General features: G+C 69.3%; 17 protein-coding genes. 9 read left to right on the top strand and 8 right to left on the bottom strand.

Translation table 11 applies throughout. The annotated features are described in order from the left end of the window. Positions 1-24: 24 nt before the first annotated feature. Complete coding sequence (locus ACIP6N_RS26005; RefSeq protein WP_401819375.1) at positions 25-3,261, bottom strand: bifunctional cytochrome P450/NADPH--P450 reductase; 3,237 nt, start codon at positions 3,259-3,261, stop codon at positions 25-27. Between the two features lie 166 nt (positions 3,262-3,427). Between ACIP6N_RS26005 and ACIP6N_RS26000 the strand changes: the two genes are divergently transcribed. The 5 genes from ACIP6N_RS26000 (at position 3,428) to ACIP6N_RS25980 (ending at position 7,198) form a co-directional block, all read left to right on the top strand. Beyond that, positions 3,428-4,099: a helix-turn-helix transcriptional regulator gene (locus ACIP6N_RS26000; RefSeq protein ID WP_401819373.1), complete on the top strand. Its 672-nt coding sequence runs from the start codon at positions 3,428-3,430 to the stop codon at positions 4,097-4,099. Positions 4,100-4,178: 79 nt separating this feature from the next. Beyond that, on the top strand, positions 4,179-4,556 hold the full coding sequence (locus ACIP6N_RS25995; protein WP_401819372.1) for a VOC family protein: 378 nt from the start codon (positions 4,179-4,181) through the stop codon (positions 4,554-4,556). A gap of 271 nt (positions 4,557-4,827) precedes the next feature. Then, positions 4,828-5,619, top strand: a complete 792-nt coding sequence (locus ACIP6N_RS25990; RefSeq protein WP_401819370.1) for an ABC transporter ATP-binding protein — start codon at positions 4,828-4,830, stop codon at positions 5,617-5,619. A gap of 10 nt (positions 5,620-5,629) precedes the next feature. Beyond that, complete coding sequence (locus ACIP6N_RS25985; RefSeq protein ID WP_401819369.1) at positions 5,630-6,391, top strand: ABC transporter permease; 762 nt, start codon at positions 5,630-5,632, stop codon at positions 6,389-6,391. Positions 6,392-6,406: 15 nt separating this feature from the next. Beyond that, positions 6,407-7,198 (top strand): MerR family transcriptional regulator, encoded by a 792-nt coding sequence (locus tag ACIP6N_RS25980; RefSeq protein WP_401819367.1) that lies wholly within the window; start codon positions 6,407-6,409, stop codon positions 7,196-7,198. Between the two features lie 57 nt (positions 7,199-7,255). Here the strand turns inward: ACIP6N_RS25980 and ACIP6N_RS25975 are convergent, their stop codons facing one another. The 3 genes from ACIP6N_RS25975 to ACIP6N_RS25965 form a co-directional block, all read right to left on the bottom strand. Further along, positions 7,256-7,627 carry an NUDIX domain-containing protein gene (locus ACIP6N_RS25975; protein ID WP_401819365.1) on the bottom strand — a complete coding sequence of 124 codons (372 nt, stop codon included), beginning with the start codon at positions 7,625-7,627 and terminating at the stop codon, positions 7,256-7,258. After that, a complete protein-coding gene (locus ACIP6N_RS25970) occupies positions 7,573-8,670 on the bottom strand; it encodes an NUDIX hydrolase (RefSeq protein ID WP_401819364.1) in 1,098 nt (365 codons plus the stop codon). The genes ACIP6N_RS25975 and ACIP6N_RS25970 overlap by 55 nt, the downstream gene beginning before the upstream one ends. A gap of 123 nt (positions 8,671-8,793) precedes the next feature. Further along, entirely contained in the window at positions 8,794-10,665 is a 1,872-nt protein-coding gene (locus ACIP6N_RS25965) for an ABC transporter ATP-binding protein (protein ID WP_401819580.1), read from the bottom strand. Positions 10,666-11,077: 412 nt separating this feature from the next. On the opposite strand from ACIP6N_RS25965, the gene ACIP6N_RS25960 reads away from it, so the two are divergent. Further along, positions 11,078-11,503, top strand: coding sequence for a hypothetical protein (locus ACIP6N_RS25960; RefSeq protein WP_401819362.1), 426 nt, complete (start codon positions 11,078-11,080; stop codon positions 11,501-11,503). A gap of 4 nt (positions 11,504-11,507) precedes the next feature. On the opposite strand, the gene ACIP6N_RS25955 is transcribed toward ACIP6N_RS25960, so the two are convergent. The 3 genes from ACIP6N_RS25955 to ACIP6N_RS25945 form a co-directional block, all read right to left on the bottom strand. After that, entirely contained in the window at positions 11,508-12,695 is a 1,188-nt protein-coding gene (locus tag ACIP6N_RS25955; protein WP_401819361.1) for an RNA polymerase sigma factor, read from the bottom strand. A 7-nt stretch (positions 12,696-12,702) separates the two neighbouring features. Next, positions 12,703-13,110: a YciI family protein gene (locus ACIP6N_RS25950; RefSeq protein ID WP_401819359.1), complete on the bottom strand. Its 408-nt coding sequence runs from the start codon at positions 13,108-13,110 to the stop codon at positions 12,703-12,705. A gap of 633 nt (positions 13,111-13,743) precedes the next feature. Beyond that, positions 13,744-14,097, bottom strand: a complete 354-nt coding sequence (locus ACIP6N_RS25945; RefSeq protein ID WP_401819358.1) for a beta/gamma crystallin domain-containing protein — start codon at positions 14,095-14,097, stop codon at positions 13,744-13,746. A 321-nt stretch (positions 14,098-14,418) separates the two neighbouring features. Here ACIP6N_RS25945 and ACIP6N_RS25940 point away from each other — a divergent pair, with 321 nt between their 5' ends. Both ACIP6N_RS25940 and ACIP6N_RS25935 read left to right on the top strand, forming a co-directional pair. Then, the gene (locus tag ACIP6N_RS25940) at positions 14,419-14,868 is read left to right on the top strand and encodes an SRPBCC family protein (RefSeq protein ID WP_401819357.1); all 450 of its coding nucleotides are present in this window, start codon (positions 14,419-14,421) and stop codon (positions 14,866-14,868) included. Positions 14,869-14,984: 116 nt separating this feature from the next. Continuing rightward, positions 14,985-15,449, top strand: coding sequence for an SRPBCC family protein (locus tag ACIP6N_RS25935; protein WP_401819355.1), 465 nt, complete (start codon positions 14,985-14,987; stop codon positions 15,447-15,449). 44 nt (positions 15,450-15,493) lie between these two features. Here ACIP6N_RS25935 and ACIP6N_RS25930 read toward each other — a convergent pair whose 3' ends face one another. Then, a complete protein-coding gene (locus ACIP6N_RS25930; protein ID WP_401819352.1) occupies positions 15,494-16,648 on the bottom strand; it encodes a PLP-dependent cysteine synthase family protein in 1,155 nt (384 codons plus the stop codon). A gap of 186 nt (positions 16,649-16,834) precedes the next feature. Here ACIP6N_RS25930 and ACIP6N_RS25925 point away from each other — a divergent pair, with 186 nt between their 5' ends. Then, positions 16,835-17,182 (top strand): hypothetical protein, encoded by a 348-nt coding sequence (locus ACIP6N_RS25925; RefSeq protein ID WP_401819350.1) that lies wholly within the window; start codon positions 16,835-16,837, stop codon positions 17,180-17,182. Positions 17,183-17,307: the final 125 nt, after the last annotated feature.

Here is a 17,307-nt window from a genome sequence, read left to right as displayed (position 1 = left end):
GCGGCCGGAGGCAGGAGCGGTGGCTCAGCCCGCGTATACGTCCTCCACGTAGCGGCCCCCGGTGACCAGCGACTGGAGCCAGTCCCGCGCCGCCGCGTCGTCCGCGCCGGGTGTGTGCTCCACGTACAGGGTGCGGAAGGCCTCGCGTACGTCGGGCGCCATCCGGGCGCCGTCGCCGCAGACGTAGACCCGCGCGCCCTCTTCGAGCAGCTTCCACACCTCGTCGCCCTCGGCGGCGACGCGGTGCTGCACGTACCGGGCGCCGTCGACGGGAGCGCGGCTGAAGGACGGGCGCATGGAGACGGCGCCGGCCTCCTCGGCGGCCTGGAATTCCTTCGCGTGCAGATAGTCGGCATCCGGCGCGTTGCAACCGAAGTAGAGCAGCGCGGGCGCCAACTCGGCTCCTTCCGAGGCGAGTTCCACTCGGTCCTGGACCACTCCGCGGAACGGTGCGAGACCGGTGCCCGCCGAGATCATGACGACCGGGGCCCGGTCCTCGTGAGAGATGCGGAACGCCTCACGGCACGGCTGAATACGGACCAGAACGGTGTCACCCTCGCCGACCTCGTTCAGGTAACCGGATCCGGCCCCCCGGAAGTCACCCCGGCCACAGCGCGCGGGCGCGTCCAGCAGGGCGACCATCAGCTCCACATGACCGGGATCGATCCGCGGCGAGGAGGAGATCGAGTACAGGCGGGACCTGATCGGCGGCAGCAGCTCCAGCAGTCGGGGCCAGGTCAGCGTCTCGCGCAGCGCCGGGCAGTCCTCGATCACGTCGAGCAGGGTGCGCCAGTCCCCCTGCCTGGCTTCCTCGTCGTGCGCGAGTGCGGCCAGTGCGCTCTTCTCGGGGTGGCAGGGATTCAGCTCGGCCAGCGTGGCGAACTGCTCGGCGGTCGGCCGGTCCTGCAACTCGACGTACCTGCTGAGCAGTTCCCGTACCGTCAGTGGCCGGTCGACGGCGAGGCCGTCGCGCTTGGGCCTGGTCGGGGTGATGTTGAGGACGGTGTCGAGGTCGGCGTGCAGCAGTCCTGCGGCGCGGGCGACGAGCGCCGGGCTGTTGACGGGAAGAACGGCTATGTGATCGGCCGTGCGGTAGTCGACGCCCTCGGGCAGCGCGAGCCGGAGGTAGCGCTTGACCTTGGGGTGGCCCGGGCTGGTCAGGTCCGACGCGTCGACCACGGTCGTACGGATCATCTCGTGGTGGGCGGCCAGGGTGTCGAGCGGGTCGCTGTCGCTGACCTCCGTGACGGCGTACGCGGGCCCGTCGTCCGGAACGGCGGCGGCGCCGATCGAGTGGGGGTCGCCGTACTCGGTGAGCAGACTGGTACGCAGCGCGGAGGTGAACTGCTTGACGTCGCCCGTGAGATCGCCGGAGGCGTCGGCCTCCGCCCGCTCCAGCAGCCGGGTGCCGCCGAGTTCGGCGAGGCGGTTGTCGATCCAGGTCGGCATGTGCTGGTACGTGGCTGCCCAGTTGCGGTCGCCGACGCCGAGGACGGCGTAGCTGACCCCGTCCGCCGCGCCCGGCTCCGCGTCCGTGAGCCATGCGGCGAAGGCGATGGCGTCGTCGGTGGGCTGGCCGTTGTACGAGGCGGTGGTGATGACGACGGGCCTGTCGGTGGGCAGGCCGCCGGCGTACGCGTCGAGCGGGGCGACAGCCGTCTCGCAGCCCATCTCGGCTGCCTCGTCGGACAGTTGGGCGGCGAATCCCCGGCACGTGCCGTAGTTGCTGCCGTGCAGGAACAGCGCGCCGGTCGACCGTACGACCCGGGTCGGCAGACCCTCACCCGCCGTGGCCGGCTCACCGTCAGTGGCGGCGGAGCCGAAGGCGGACAGCGCGGCGGCGTTCGCCTCCCGGTCGGCGGAGGTGCGGGCCTGGGGGGTGAGCGTCAGGCCCTCCGGCTTGAGGGTCAGGGTCTCCTTGACGGAGAGCTGGTAGTCGTCCTGGTCGATGAGCCGGAAGCGGTGCGCCAGCATGGCCAGCAGCATCGTCGCCTCGTGCAGCGCGAACTGCCTTCCGATGCAGGCGCGTTCACCCGTGCCGAACGGCTTGAACGCGTGCGGGGAGCGGGCCGCCGCCGCTTCCGCTGTGAACCGCGCCGGATCGAACAATTCGGGGTTGTCGCCCCACACCGGCTGCCGGTGCAGCATCGCGGTCAGGACCATCACGTCCTGGCCCGCGCTCACCTTGATCCGGCCGCCCAGTGTCGTGTCCTCACGCGGCGCGCGGCTGAACGTGGCGGCCGTCGGCCACAGCCGCAGCGTCTCGTTGAGCACCTGGCGGGTGTACGTGAGCCTGCCGATGTCCTCGTAGGTCGGCTCGGGATCCGCGACGTCGCCCCACAGTTCGTCGGCCTCGCGCTGGACCAGCCGCAGCACGGAAGGCTGCTTCAGCAGGTAGTACAGGGAGAACGACAGCGCGCCCGAGGTCGTCTCGTGTCCGGCGATCAGGAAGGTGATCACCTGGTTGCGGATGTTGTCCGTGTCGAGGGTGGCGTCGTCGGCGGGGTGCCGCGCCTGGAGCATCAGGCCGAGCAGGTCGTCGGTGGAGGTGTCACCGGAGGAGACCCGGGCCGAGATGACCTCGTCGACGACCGACGCCAGGAAGTCCGCGTCGGCCCGGAACGCGCGGTCGCGCTCCGTGTGGTCGTCGCCCGGCTTGTCGGTGATCTTGACCATGCTCCAGTTCAGAGCACGTACCAGAGACGAGACGAACGGGTGCGGCTCCTCGCTGTCGAAGGAGCCGAAGTCGTAGCCGAAACCGCTCAGTCCGATGGTGTCCAGCGTCATCCGGGTCATGTCGGCGGGGACGTCGACCGGGGTACCTGCCTCGGCGTGCCGGTCCCAGGTCGCGATCAGGCGCCGGGAGACCTCCAGCATGGCCGGGTGGTACGTACGCATCGAACCGAGCGCGAACGCCGGCATCAGGATGTCGTGCGCCTTGGCCCAGTTGGGTTCGTCGTTGTACGCGGTGAACAGTCCGTCGGCGGTGATCGCGCGGACGTTCTCCAGCCCCGGGTTGATGTGCTTGGCGAACCGCTGGTCGTCCGCGAGTTCCGTGACCAGGTCGAGGTCGCTGACGAAAAGCGTGTCGCGGCCGTACTGACGCCGCCTGACCACAGGACCGTGCTCGCGCAGGAGGTCCATCGCCGCCTGAACGAGCCGGGGGGACGGAGGCTGGTCGGACAAATCGACGAGCGGTACGCCATCGTCGTACGTGGTGCCCTCACCGGGCTGGGAAGGAGGCGTCGTGGAGTCGGCCATGGGGGGATGAACTGCCTTTCAGGGAAGTACGTTTGCCGTTCAATCCTCTCCCTGCACACCCTGCGGGACCTCCGGTGGCACTACATGATCCTGTAGTGATCCGGAGTGGTTCATGCTGGATCCCGCGTAGACGATGTGAAGCCGCGAGAGTGGGAGTGGTGGGTGGGTGGGCGAGCTGCCGGCGTTGCCGGATTTCCCGGACGACGCACACGGAGACGCGGTGGTGTGGCGCAACCGCGCCATGGCCCTCTTCGACCGGGTCCCGGTGCCCGGCACCGTATGCCGGACCGACGGCACCATCCTGCTGGCGAACACCTCGATGGCCCAGGAATGGCGCACCTCGCCGGGCCGGCTGCGCGGCCGGAACGTACTCGGCCTGCTGCGGCCCAGTTCGGAGCCCCAGTTGGAGAAGCTGAAGGAGGCGCTGCGGCTCGGGCACAGTTCCCGCTACCCGATCGCGGTGAGCTGGCCGGCGGCCGACGGGAGCGAGGAGCGTTACGGGGAGCTGACGGTCGACCCGATGAGCGACTCCGCCGAGGCGCCGCGCGGCCTGCTGGTGCTGTTGCGCGTCCTGGGCGAGCGCGAACGCCCTTCGGCGCGGCCGGCCGGCGAGCGGGACAGGGTGAGCCCGGTCGACGGCAGGCTGCTGGCGCTGGCGGCGGGCGGCGCGACCACCGAGGCGATCGCCCGCGCCGTCGGCATGACCGCGGACGGCGTCAACTACCACTTCGGCCGCCTCGCCAGACTCTGGGGCGTCCCCGGCCGTACGGCGCTGGTGGCACGCGCGTACGCATTCGGCGTCCTGGACGCGAACGCGTGGCCCCCAACGGTGACGTGACCCTCGCGCGGGGGCGACAGCCGGTCCCGGGGGCGCCTTGTTCGCCTTCCCTGCGCGTCGCTGGCTTACGCTGCCTTTCGTGATCGCCAAGTTGCAGTGTGTGGTGCTGGATTGTGCTGACGTCCTTGAGCTCGCCAGGTTCTATCAGTCGCTTCTCGGCGGTGCGGTGAACCAGCCGAACCCGCGGTGGTCGCTCGACGATGACTGGGCGACCCTCCACACGGACACCGGGCTCGTGCTCGCCTTCCAGCGTGTGGAAGACCATCGGCCGCCCCAGTGGGCAGACCCTGCCCGGCCACAGCAGTTCCACCTCGACCTGGGCGTCCCGGATCTTGACCGGGCCCAGGAGAAGGCCCTCGAACTGGGCGCCACGCTGCTCGACGCCGGTGACGAGAAACGCAGTTGGCGGATCTGCGCCGACCCGGCAGGGCACCCGTTCTGTCTCGTTCGGGACTGAACGGAGTCGCGGCGGCAGGAAACGCCTTCAGGTTCCGGCTCCAAGAGACACCACATCAACTAACCGTCTGTCATTTCCGGTTCCGCCTCGTCGAGTCTGCTTGTTCGCCGGCTGAGCGAACCATCACACGTCGACCACCCGCATCAGCGCCGGCAATCTCGATGCCGCGGTCGAAGCAGGCTTGACCCTGACGCTGGGTTAACCCTCCATCCTTCCGGCAGGAGCTTCCTCGCCGTCGCCTGGAACAGCTCCGCAAAGGAGGCAGATGGCCATGACAGCCCAATCGATCGCCGGTCCGGCGATTCGCGTGCGGGGTCTGGAGAAGTCGTACGGGAAGCTCGAAGTGCTACGCGGTGTGGACTTCGACGTGGCGCGGGGCAACATCTTCGCCCTGCTCGGTTCCAATGGGGCGGGCAAGACCACGACCGTGAGGATCCTCGCCACGCTTCTGAAGGCCGACGCGGGGACAGCCGGCGTCCATGGCTTCGACGTCGCCACGCGACCGGCGGACGTACGGGAGTCCATCAGCCTCACCGGGCAGTTCGCGGCCGTCGACGAGATCCTCAGCGGTCGGGAGAACCTCGTACTCGTCGCCAGGCTGCGCCACCTCAAGGACCCGGGCGCCATCGCGGATGACCTGCTGAGGCGTTTCTCGCTGACCGACGCCGGGCCGCGGAAGGTGTCCACGTATTCGGGTGGGATGCGCCGCAGGCTTGATATCGCGATGAGCCTGATCGGGAATCCGCCGGTGATCTTCCTGGACGAGCCGACGGCCGGGCTGGACCCCGAGACGCGCATCGAGGTGTGGCATACGGTCAAGGAGCTCGCTGAGTACGGCACAACGGTGCTGCTCACCACGCAGTACCTGGACGAGGCAGAACAACTCGCCGACCGGATCGCGATCCTCCACCAGGGGCGGATCATCGTGAACGGCACCCTCGCCGAGCTGAAGCAGCTCTACCCGCCCGCCACCGTCGAGTACGTCGAGAAGCAGCCGACCCTGGAGGAAATCTTCCTCGCGCTCATCGGCGACAAGAGCGACGCCATCAGCAGGAACGGCTAGGGGGACGAGGATGACCGCGTACTTCTTCAGCGACACTGCTGTCCTCACGGGACGGACCCTGCGCCACGTCACACGCAGCATGGACACCATCATCACGACCGTCATCACGCCGGTCGCCATGATGCTGATGTTCGTCTACGTGTTCGGCGGCGCGATCGACACCGGGTCGGTTTCGTACGTGAACTACATGCTGCCCGGCATCCTGCTGATCACCATCGCGTCGGGGGTCTCCTACACCGCCTACCGGCTGTTCACCGACGTGAAGAGCGGGATCTTCGAGCGATTCCAGTCCATGCCGATCGCGCGGTCGGGCGTGCTGTGGGCACACGTCTTCACCTCTCTGGTCGCCAACCTGATCTCGCTCGTGATCGTCGTGGGCGTCGCGTTGCTCATGGGCTTCCGCACCGGGGCCGGAGTGCTGGATTGGCTCGCGATCACCGGCATCCTGTTTCTGTTCACCCTGGCACTGACCTGGATCGCCGTGGTACCCGGACTCTCCGCGACGTCGGTCGAAGGCGCGGGCGCGTTCGCCTACCCGCTCATCTTCCTGCCGTTCATCAGCTCGGCGTTCGTACCCACAAAGACCATGCCCGGCCCAGTGCGCTGGTTCGCCAAGCACCAGCCGGTGACGTCGATCGTCAACACGATCCGCGACCTCTTCTCCCAGCGGCCGGTCGGCGACGACATCTGGACCGCCCTCGCCTGGTGCGTCGGCGCCCTCGTCGTGGCGTACGTCTTCGCGATGGCCGCCTATCGCCGGAAGATCGCCTGAGGCAGGCTGAGACCCATGCTCACCATCAGCCAGCTAGCGGCGTACGCAGGGGTGACGGTACGGGCGGTACGCCACTACCACCAGATAGGGCTGCTGCCGGAGCCCGAACGCGACCGCTCCGGTTACCGGATCTACGACGCCGGCACGGTCGTGCGACTGATCCGGATCCACACCCTGGCAGATGCCGGCGTGCCGCTGGCCCGGGTACAGGAACTCCTCGACGCCTGTCCGGAGGAGTTCGCCGATGGCGTCCAGGAGATCGACAAGGACCTGCGAGCCGAGATCCGGCGGTTGCGGGGCACCCGCAGACGGCTCGCCCGGCTCGCAGCCGGAGAGCACCTGGCGCTCCCGCAGAGCGTCGTGGACTACCTCGACCGGCTGCGCGGTCTCGGCGTCGAGGAGCGGTATATCGAGATGGAGCGGGATGCCTGGATCATGATCGCCGCCCAAGTGCCGCATCGAATCGAAGCCGTAATCGCCAAGAAGCACGAGGAGCTGGACAACCCCGACATGGTGAGGCTCTACAGCCTTCTCAGCGGGGCACTCGACTGGTCGGCCGACGACTCGCGAGTAACCGAGATCGCCGACATCCTGGAGCGTCTGATGATTTCCGCTGTGGAGGCCGGCGAGGTGGGTGCTGACGGCTTCGATGACCAGTTCGTCGACCTGCTGGACTCAACCATGATCCAGTCCGCACCGGCCGCCGCGCGGCTGTTGGCGATCCTGGAGGAGCGGGGCTGGAGGGGCTGGACCCGCATCGAGCGCGTGCCTGCCGACAGACTCAACACTGAGCTACCGCCATCTTGACGGCAGGCCGGCAATCCAGCGCACGTTCTGTGCGCGCCGGGGGCGGGAGAAATCCCTTCACGCGACCGAGGACCTGCCGCACACATCACCGTTCACCCAAGCCCCCGTCTCCGCGTACGCACGGCCTGCGAGGACCCCGTCCGTCGCCACACGCGTGTACGGCACAACCTCAGCCGGGAGGTCCTGCGGCATCCACCACCGCCACTCCACGTACCGGTCGGGCTCCAGGATCTGCGGCGAGCCCGTCCAGGAGCGTGCCCGGAAGACGAGCCGGATTCGCGGCCGCGCCACGGGCGAGTCCGCGATATGGACCACGTGAATAAGTTCGACCTCGCCGGGATCGATGATCAGGCCGGCTGCCTCCTTGGCCTCCCTCACGAGGCAGGTGACCGCGGACTCCCGCTCGCAGTGCCCGGCCAGGAAATGCAAGGTGTCCCCCGCATCTGACGCACGCTGCCTGAAGCACCGCCGGCCGCCGGGTGCTCGGCCGCGTGCCGGCGAATCAGCTCTCCGGCACCGGGGCTCAGGCGCAGCCGGTCCAGCATGTCGGGGGTGAACCACCCAAGAAGCACGCCTTCTTGGAGGTCCACTGTGGCGGGATCACCCGTCCAGAGGCCCGAGTAGACCTGGACCGGTACCGCGAGGCCCTCGACGCTCGTGGCCTCCTCCACCGCGTACGGGGACAGGTCCATGGGCTCCAGGCCGGGGACTTCTTCGGCGAGTTCCCGCCGAAGGGTCGCTTCCAGGCAGGCGTCGCCGATCTCGCGGCCGCCGCCGAGGAACGCGAAGGTTCCCGGCTCCCAGATGTCGGGGAAGTTGTCGCGCAGATGGAGCAGGTACCGGCCGGCCCCGTCGTGGATCAGGGCGGACGCGTTCACCGGCTCCGGCCGCCCGTCGAGCCCGTCGCGCCCATCGAGTCCGGCGTCCAGGAGCTTGGCGCGCAGCGTCGGGGACCTGACGTCGGCGAACGGGAGCCACCGGGCTCCGGAGACCTCCTCGTCCTGGAGCGCGAGAGGCGGCGGCTGTCCGGTTGCGAGGCAGAACGCGAAGCGAAAGTCGTAGTGCTGGTGGGCGGGCTCGCCCTTGGCCGGATCGGCGTCGATGTCATGAACGTCGATGTCGATCGGAGCCCCGAGGAACCACGACGTCAGGCACAGGTCCCCGGGGCGGACCCCAGCCTCCTCGTGCAGCTCCCGCAGGGCCGCGGACAGGAGGCTGCGATCATCCGCTTCGATGTGGCCGCCCGGCGTGAGCAACTGCCCCGACGCTCTGTGGTGGATGTGCAGTACGCGCCGGTCGCGGTCGATGACGACCGCGCCGCAGGTGATGTGCGCGGGCAGCGCCGCACGGTCGGCGGGATCTCCTGTGCCGTCGAGGACCGACCGCAGTCCTGCCAGGGCCTTCCGCTCGTGAGGGTGCCGGGCGAGATAGGCCTCGGCGGTGGCGCGGATGTGGGAACGGGTCAGCGGCACGTCATCACCTCGGGAGTCGTGAATGGGAGCGCGGGGCATCGGGCGGTGGAAGGAGTACGTGGCCGCGCCCGCCCCGGTGTCCCGGGCCGGGCTTCCTCCCGGGGACACCGGGGCGGGCGCGGTTCATGCGTGTGTCCCGTGTTTCTCGGCGTCGCTCCGGGCCGTGTCGGAGGTGACCTGGTACGCCAGCAGCTGCTGGAACAAGCCTTCTTGTCCTGCCAGTTCCTGGTACGTGCCCTCCTGCACGATCCTGCCTTCGTCGAGGACGACGATCCGGTCGGCCACGGCGACGTTGGTGATGCGGTGGGTCACCAACAGAACCACCCGGTCCTGTGCCAGTCCGCGGAGCCGCTGGAAGATCCGGTGCTCCGCGCGGGGGTCCAGGTTGGCGGTCGGTTCGTCGAGGACCAGCAGCCCCGCCTCGCGGAAGAACGCTCTCCCGAGAGCGATGCGCTGCCACTGGCCACCGCTCAGCTCCTCCCCGTTGAGCCACTCCCGGGCGAGGAGGGTGTCGAGACCCGCACCGAGTCTGTCGACGACCTCGTCGGCGCCGGCGGCCTCGCACGCCTCGCGCACCGCCGCGTCACCGCGCGACGAGGGCTGGCCGAGGGTGATGTTCTCGCGGACCGTCAGGGGCCAGTGCGCGTAGTCCTGCGGCACCAGGGCGACTTGCTGCCACAGCGCCTGCGGGTCGGCGTCGCCGGTGGGGGTGTCGTCCCACAGCACCTGTCCGTCGGTGGGCAGGTAGAGGCCGCTCACCAGCTTCGACAGCGTCGACTTCCCCGAGCCGTTGAAACCGACCAGAGCGGTGACCTCGCCGCGGCGCAGGGTGAGCGATACGTCGGACAGCGCGTCCCGGTCCTTCCCTCCGTAGCGGTGGGAGACCGACTTGATCTCGATCGTCTTCGGCGGCTCGGGCCGGAGTGCGCCCCGGCGCATCCGAAAACCTCCTGCCTTGTCCAGGAAGGCGCTCCAGTCGTCCATGTACAGGCCGGTACGTACGGCTCGCGCGCCGACGGCCACCAGTCCGCGCACCGACTGTCCCACCGTCTGGAGGGCGAAGACCGCCGTCCCCGCGTGTCCGACGCTGATCCGGCCGGTGGCCAGCAGCCACACCACCGCCGCCCATACGACAGCCGACCCGAGGCCTCCGCACACCGCGCCGACCAGGGACATGCGGGCTCCCTTGTCGGCCGCGGCGCGGTCCTCACGGTTGATCCGGGCGACCGTCTGCCGGTAACGGCCCGACAGGAAGGCGGACATGGTGCCCGCGCGGATCTGATCGGCGGCGTCCTTGGTGTAGATGTGCCACCGCAGTACGGAAAGCATCCGGTTGTCGCCGTTGCTGCGGAGGTTCGCCAGATAGCGCGCCCGGGCTGCGCTGACCTGGGCCAGGGCCTGCGGAAGGCTGGCCGCAACCAGGAGTGGAAGGAGCACCCAGTTCACCCCGGCCAGTACGACCGCCCCGGCGAGGAAAGAGGCCGCAGAGGCGATCAGGTCCTGTCCTTCGTCGATCAGATCCCCGGTCACCTGCGCTCCGCGGTCGGCGGCTTCGCGGGCGCGGTTGAAGTCGGGTTCGTCGTACGCGGACAGCTCGACCTCCGCGCAGCCCGTGAGCAGCATCTGCTCCGCCTCCCGCGACATCAGCGGACCCAGCCGGGAGGAAAGCCAGCTGACGGTGATTCCGAGAAGCGCGCGTACGCCGGACGCACCGGCCAGCAGGGCCACGGACGGCCACGCCTGCAGGAGTCGCTGGTAGACGTCACCACTGGTCAGCAGCGCGGTCAGAGTTCCACTGATCGCGACAAGGCCCAGGGCCTGCATCACGCCGGCGACCACTTGGCACAGCAGGAGGCCGACGGTCGCCCGCCGGTCGACCCGCCAGGCGAGCGCCAGCGACCGGCGCACCAACTGCGGCAGGCGCCGGGCCATGTCACGCATCCGGATCGACCGGCCGGCCGCCTCACGGCTGCCCGTCAGATCGACGAACCGCATCTGCGGCCCGGACGCGGTCGCCTCGGCGGCGCCGGACTCGGATCCGGCGGCGCCGGCTTCGGCTTCGGCTTCAAGGAGGACGCCCGGTCGGTTCATCGGTCCGGCGGGCTTCGTCGAGGACGGATGCGCCGGTGGGGCGGTGCGCGGTCCCGGGACATGGTCGGCTGATACATCGGTGGGCTTGTCACTCATGCCGCCCACCCCTCATCGGGCTGTGTCGAGCCGTCGGCGCCGTCAACGCGATGCGTGATCGCGCTGAGGTTCCGTTCGATTCCTGGAGGCTGGTGCGTAGATGTGGGAGCGGGATGCATGGCGTCTCCATCTGAGTGAAGTGGCACTGGTGCTCTAAAAAACGCCCCGGACCCGCTCCCGTCACGGCCCGATCGCAAGGTATTTGTGAACATGAGTTCTGATGAAGTCGATTGGGCATGCGGGTTGCGGCGAGCCGGTTTCAAACTCGTTCGATCAGGTCGTGTCACTCCTTCGGGGGATTGCGGGCAGGATGGTGGCGCTGCGGATGCGCGTACCTGAGGAAGGTGTGGGGCGCCTGTTCTTCAGCTTCCTCGGCCGGCTTCGCACGGCTTCGCACGGCGCTCTCACGGCTCCCCGAGCGATGAACGCGAGCGTGCTTGTTGGTGGCGCGGCACGAGCCCTTCAGGCGCTGAAGGATGACGGCACGAGATCCGGCTGCTCGGCGGAGAGGTCGAAAGGGGCGGCGTTCGTCACCGCAGAGCCCCCACCGGCGACATGTCGATCGGTTGGTCTCGACCCGCCTGCCGAGGTGGAGGCGATCGCCGCATGGCCGCTTTCGAGTGTCGCGGGAAAACCCGGCGCGTGACCAGTCAGCGAGTCCGGTTGATGTTGAGCCGGGCGGCCTGGCGTGTCAGGTGGTCGCGCTCGGCGAGGTTGGGTGCCTGGTGGGCCGCCTCGGCGTACAGCCGTGCCGCCGTCGCCAGGTCGCCGTCGCGCTCGTGGAGGTACGCCGCCACAGCGGTGTGGCGGGGCAGCGGGTATCTCCTGCGCGAGGCGCTTGGGGAGGCATCGTCCGGGGAGTCGTCCAGCGCCGCGAGTGCCGCCAGGCCGGCGCGTGGTCCGTCGGCCTCGCCCACGGCCACCGCGCGGTTGAGCCGTACGATCGGGCTGTCGGTCAGGCGCGCGAGTTCGTCGTACCACTCCACGATCTGCGTCCAGTCGGTCTCCTCGGCCGTCGGCGCGTCGGCGTGGAGCGCCGCGATGGCTGCCTGGGCCTGGAACTCGCCCAGTCGGTCGCGGGCGAGCGCCGCCCGCAGGAGGTCAACCCCCTCGGTGATCGCCCGCGTGTCCCACCGGCCGCGGTCCTGCTCGTTGAGCGGCACCAGGCTGCCGTCGGGCGCGGTCCTGGCGGAGCGCCGGGCGTGGTGGAGCAGCATGAGGGCGAGCAGCCCCGCCACCTCGGGATGATCGATCGCGGCGGCGAGCTGCCGGGTGAGCCGGATGGCCTCGGCCGCGAGGTCGACGTCCCCGGAGTAGCCCTCGTTGAAGACCAGGTAGAGGACGCGCAGCACGGTGGCGACGTCACCGGGACAGTCGAACCGCACGCCGGAGACGGTGCGCTTGGCCCGGCTGATGCGCTGCGCCATGGTCGCCTCGGGCACCAGGTAGGCCTGCGCGATCTGGCGGGTGGTCAGCCCGCCGACGGCGCGCAGCGTGAGTGCGACGGCGGACGACGGTGTCAGCGATGGGTGGGCGCACAGGAAGTAGAGCTGGAGTGTGTCGTCCATCGCTGGGGCGGGCCCGGGCGCCGGTTCCTCGTCCACACGGTCCTCACGGCGGCGGCGGGCGGTGTCCGCCCGGGTCGCGTCGAGGAATCGGCGCCAGGCCACGGTGATCAGCCAGCCCTTGGGATCCCTCGGCACCTCGGTCGGCCAGACGCGGACCGCCTCGACCAGCGCGTCCTGCACCGCGTCCTCGGCCGCCGCGAAGTCGGCTCCGCGGCGGACGAGGACCCCGAGCACGCTCGGTGTGAGGCTCCGGAGCAGGTCCTCGTTCACTCGGGGTTCACTCCGTGATGGTGGGCGGCGCGGTCAGGAACGGGCGCACCTCAAGCCACTCGTGGATCGGCTTCCCACCCGCTCCGGGGGCTGCCGACAGCTCGCCGGCCAGCTCGATGGCGCGCTCCTCGCTGTCGACGTCGATCGCCATCCAGCCGGCGATGAGGTCCTTGGTCTCGGCGAACGGGCCGTCGGTGACCGGCGGGCGCCCCTCACCGTCGAACCGGACCCACATCCCGTCGGGGGCGAGCGCCCGGCTGTCGACGAACTCGCCGCTCTCCTGGAGCCGGGCCGCGAAGTCGTTCATGTACTGCATGTGGGCCGAGATCTCGTCGGGCGTCCACTGGTCCATGGGGATGTCGTTGACCGCGGCCGGGGCGCCGCGGTAGTGCTTGAGCAGCAAGTACTTGGCCATGGTGGTACTCCTCGGTGCTGATGCGACCCATTGTGGTCGCTTTCATAGCGGGGACGGAGCCGGCCACGGGTTCTCGACACCGCCGCCGGATTTTTTTGGGTCGCGTGGATCAGTCCGGACGAGCCGTCCGGCGGTGTCCGGATCTACGACGTGGCACGGGGCGAGACGGGGCTGAGGCGGCGCGTCACGCTCGTAGTCCTTGCCCCTGCGGGAACGACGGGGCCTCGGCTTCACAGTGACGACGGAGAGCGTCGACGGTGCTCGGGCGCGGAACGCTCCGGGCGCGAGGCACTCCAGGCGGGACGCGCTGGACCGCGCGGTGCGGCTTCGCCGGACCTCGCGGTGCGACGCGACCTGGTGATCTGGGCATGGCCGAGGACGCGACCACAGCGAAGACCGAGGCGGGGCGCGCGCCCCCAACCGGGCCCGAAACAAGCAGCGTCAAGCTCCACTGCCCGCGGACGAGGCCTGTGTACTCCGCTGAACGAACCACCGACGCAAGCTGCCGACCCCGCCAGGAAAGGCGTGGTCGGCAGCGGTGAGCCGGTTGCGGACGCCCCCTGAGGAGCGTCGGTATCCCGGGATGATCAGTCAGCGGAAATGGCCATCCCGGGCAAGCGGACCGTTAACGCGTCACAGGATTTCGATGGCGTTGACCTTCGGCGGACGGTTCGGGAAGGAGATTTCATGCCACCGTTCGATTTTTACCGAATCACCGTTGGCGTCGTAGTAGATCAAGTCGTTGTTCCCCGTGGAAATCTTGTCGACCCACCACCCGCCGAAGGAGGTCTTCCCGCCATTCGCGTAGCAGTCCACGCTCTGCGTCCCGCCACTGTGCGACCAGATCTTCAGGAAGTTCTCTCCGCCGCGGCAAGCGACGTGGTCGATGGCGAAAGCGTTGCCGGAAGGCACGACCATGGTGAGCGTGGCGGCTGCGGCGAAGGCCACGGCGAATGAACGCGCGGCCTTCTTCGTTTTCGAAATCACGATTTCTCCTTAATTCGAATGTCGAACGGGTAGCTCATTTCACGACCACCGTGGGCGCCATCGCACCGAACAAGCCTCTCGATCACCCCCGCAGGAGCCATCACGCCGTCTTGTCTCGCGCCTCACGCACGACGATCCAGACCAACCGCTCCACGGGGCGATTCACTTCGCCGCCACGACCGAAATTCGCTCCATAATGTCTTGATCACGTCCGACTGGAGAGGATTTAAAATAATTTGAACACTGATGAAATCATCCGCATCGTCGGCTTATAACTCCGGACAATGCGACCCGGCCGGACAGGACCTGGAGGATCTCCGCGTGACCGCTTTCCGTATCGATCGCACCGTGCTGCTCCCCGCCGATGTGACCTGGCGGCGACTCACCGACTGGCCCGCGCACGCGGACCAGGTGCCGCTGACGACCATCTCGGTCCTGACACCGGGGCCCACCGGCGTCGGCACACTCTTCGTCGCCCGCACCGCGCTGGGACGCGCGGGGTTCGACGATCCCATGGAGGTCGTCGTCTGGGATCCGCCCGCGCCGGGCCGTCCTGGCCACTGCCGGCTGGAGAAGCGCGGGCGAGTGCTGCTGGGGTGGGCCGAGATCGGTGTCCGCGAGGAGGAGGACGGCAGGTCGCGGGCGCGCTGGACGGAGGACTTGCGGATCGGCCGGCTGCCGGCACGGTTCGACCCACTGCTGGGACCGGCGATCGCGGGCACGGGGCACGCGGTGTTCGGCCGGGCGGTCGACCGGCTGCTGCGCGGCTGACCGGTCGCCGGACCTGACCCGGACCCGGACCGGTCGGCGGGAAGGACATCCGGCCGGCGCGGCCCTACAGTGTGCCGACCGGATCAAACGCCTGACTCCCAGGGGTGTGATGTTCCATGAGCCGTCAAATCCGTCCCGTAGAACTGGCCTTCGTCGAATCCGCCGCCGTGCGCCTGGTGTTCGCCGCGGGGATGGCCGCACCGCCCGCGGCCGTGTACCGCGCGCTCGCCGACGAGACGGAAGCCTGGCCGGAGTGGTTCACGGCGCTGGCCACGGCGGTACTCACGCCCGACGGGCGGCATATCCGCCTCAGGGGCGGGTTCCTGTTCTGGGAGACGGTGCTGGCCGCCGAGCCCGGCGCGCGCTACGCGTACCGCGCCGACCGGACCAACGTCCCTGGCATGCGCGCCCTGGCGGAGGAGTGGCGGCTCGAACCGACCGCAGGCGGCACCCGCGTACGGTGGACGTTCGCGACGGACGGCACGGCGGCGTACCGCGCCTTTCTGCGTCCGGCCCGGCCGGTGCTCGACCGGGCTTTCCGTACTGCGATGCGCGATCTGGACCGCAGACTCACCCGATAGCCTCGAAGCCGCGCAAGCCTGCGGCCCATCTCCCGCGGCCCCGGTCAGTCGGGCCAGACGCCGTCGGTCAGGAAGCGCTCCAGCGTGCGCGCGTACGGCGCGATGTCCAGGCCCTGCGCGGCGAGCCAGGTGTCCGAGTAGTACTTGTCGAGATAGCGGTCGCCCGGATCGCACAGCAGCGTGACCACACTCCCCGTACGCCCCTCCCCGACCATCTCCCCGACGATCTTCAGCGCGCTCCACAGACCGGTGCCCGTCGAGCCGCCGGCCTTGCGTCCGACGACCCGCTCCAGGGCGCGCACGGCGGCGACGCTCGCGCCGTCGGGCACCTTCATCATGCGGTCGATGACGCCGGGCACGAAGCTCGGTTCCATCCGGGGTCTGCCGATGCCCTCGATCCGCGAACCGAGGTCGCTGCTCGCCAGGGAGTCGCCCCGGGTCCAGCCCTCGAAGAAACAGGAGTTCTCCGGGTCGGGGACACAGATCCGGGTGTCGTACTGCATGTAGTGGACGTACCGCGCGATCGTCGCCGACGTGCCGCCGGTACCGGCCGTGGCGACGATCCACGCCGGCTCCGGATAGCGCTCCAGCTTCAGCTGCTGGTACATCGATTCGGCGATGTTGTTGTTGCCGCGCCAGTCGGTGGCGCGCTCCGCGTAGGTGAACTGGTCCATGTAGTGGCCGCCGGTCCTGGCGGCCAGGGCCGCGGACTCCTCGTAGAGCCTGCGTGAGTCGTCCACGAAGTGGCACTGTCCGCCGTGGAATTCGATCAGCCGGCACTTCTCCGGGCTGGTGGTGCGAGGCATGACGGCGATGAAGGGCACGCCGATGAGCTTCGCGAAGTACGCCTCGGAGACGGCGGTCGAGCCGCTGGACGCCTCGATGACCGGCTTTCCGGGGCGGATCCAGCCGTTGCACAGGCCGTAGAGGAAGAGTGAACGGGCGAGCCGGTGTTTGAGGCTGCCGGTCGGGTGGGTCGACTCGTCCTTCAGGTACAGGTCGATGCCCCACTGTTCGGGCAGCGGGAAGCGCAGCAGATGGGTGTCCGCCGAACGGTTGGCGTCCGCCTGCACTTTCCGTACGGCTTCCTTGAGCCAGGACCGGTATCCGGGATCGCTGCGGTCCACGTCGAGCGTGGCCGCGGCCCCGCCCCCGGGCGGCGCCGCCTCGCTCGTCCCGGTGCTCTCTCGCTGTGTCATACGCGCCGTTCCTTGTCACTGTCGACACCGGACCCCACATGCAACGGTATCCCCACCACCTGCGCAAACGTTGCCTTTGGGTCTCCATGACGGCGCCTTTGGGGGCACGCGGCAGAGGCGGTCTGGCGTATGCGCGGATACTTGGGCAGACTGCCATCAGAGAACGGCACGGAGGGGGCTGACCGGATGTCAGAGCCGGAGTTCAACGCGCGCGGGGTCCGGATAGAGCGCTGGCCCCGTTCGCTCACCAAAGCGGGCCAGGTCCTCATCCAGGACGGCAGGCTGGCGCTGCTGACCAGTTACGGCCGGGTGATCGACAGCGCGCCGGTGCGAGCCGTACGGGCGGACAGGTCCTGGTTCTCGGGCCGGGGCAGCATGGTGGCGACCCTGAACGGGACGCGCTACCGGCTGACCATGGGTCAGCGCGGTCACCGGCCGGGCGGGCACACCTCCGACGGTTCCAGGCCCGACGCCACGGCGCTTGCCGGGCGCCTGCTGGACGCGGTACGAAGGGCGGGCGCCCCGCAGAGCTGAGTCCCGCGAGTTGCGGAGCCGGAGTCGCGGGTTCACTCTGATCACATCACTCAGGGTGAAACGGCGGTGACGCTGGGATCCAGCCCCGCCGGGCACGAACAGCGGCCGGTGGAACAACGCCGACC

The organism is Streptomyces sp. NPDC088725 (assembly GCF_044751305.1).
Classification (GTDB): Bacteria; Actinomycetota; Actinomycetes; order Streptomycetales; family Streptomycetaceae; genus Streptomyces.
Note: the sequence above shows the minus strand (reverse complement) of the source record. Positions and strands in the feature narration are given on the sequence as shown.

What these genes read in the sequence shown, in the direction of transcription:
- ACIP6N_RS25930 (WP_401819352.1), bottom strand. Translation starts at nt 16,648, where the DNA reads ATGACACAGCGAGAGAGCACCGGGACGAGCGAGGCGGCGCCGCCCGGG.
- ACIP6N_RS25935 (WP_401819355.1), top strand. Translation starts at nt 14,985, where the DNA reads ATGAGCCGTCAAATCCGTCCCGTAGAACTGGCCTTCGTCGAATCCGCC.
- ACIP6N_RS25965 (WP_401819580.1), bottom strand. Translation starts at nt 10,665, where the DNA reads ATGCGGTTCGTCGATCTGACGGGCAGCCGTGAGGCGGCCGGCCGGTCG.
- ACIP6N_RS25925 (WP_401819350.1), top strand. Translation starts at nt 16,835, where the DNA reads ATGTCAGAGCCGGAGTTCAACGCGCGCGGGGTCCGGATAGAGCGCTGG.
- ACIP6N_RS25980 (WP_401819367.1), top strand. Translation starts at nt 6,407, where the DNA reads ATGCTCACCATCAGCCAGCTAGCGGCGTACGCAGGGGTGACGGTACGG.
- ACIP6N_RS25960 (WP_401819362.1), top strand. Translation starts at nt 11,078, where the DNA reads ATGAAGTCGATTGGGCATGCGGGTTGCGGCGAGCCGGTTTCAAACTCG.
- ACIP6N_RS25990 (WP_401819370.1), top strand. Translation starts at nt 4,828, where the DNA reads ATGACAGCCCAATCGATCGCCGGTCCGGCGATTCGCGTGCGGGGTCTG.
- ACIP6N_RS25950 (WP_401819359.1), bottom strand. Translation starts at nt 13,110, where the DNA reads ATGGCCAAGTACTTGCTGCTCAAGCACTACCGCGGCGCCCCGGCCGCG.
- ACIP6N_RS26005 (WP_401819375.1), bottom strand. Translation starts at nt 3,261, where the DNA reads ATGGCCGACTCCACGACGCCTCCTTCCCAGCCCGGTGAGGGCACCACG.
- ACIP6N_RS25985 (WP_401819369.1), top strand. Translation starts at nt 5,630, where the DNA reads ATGACCGCGTACTTCTTCAGCGACACTGCTGTCCTCACGGGACGGACC.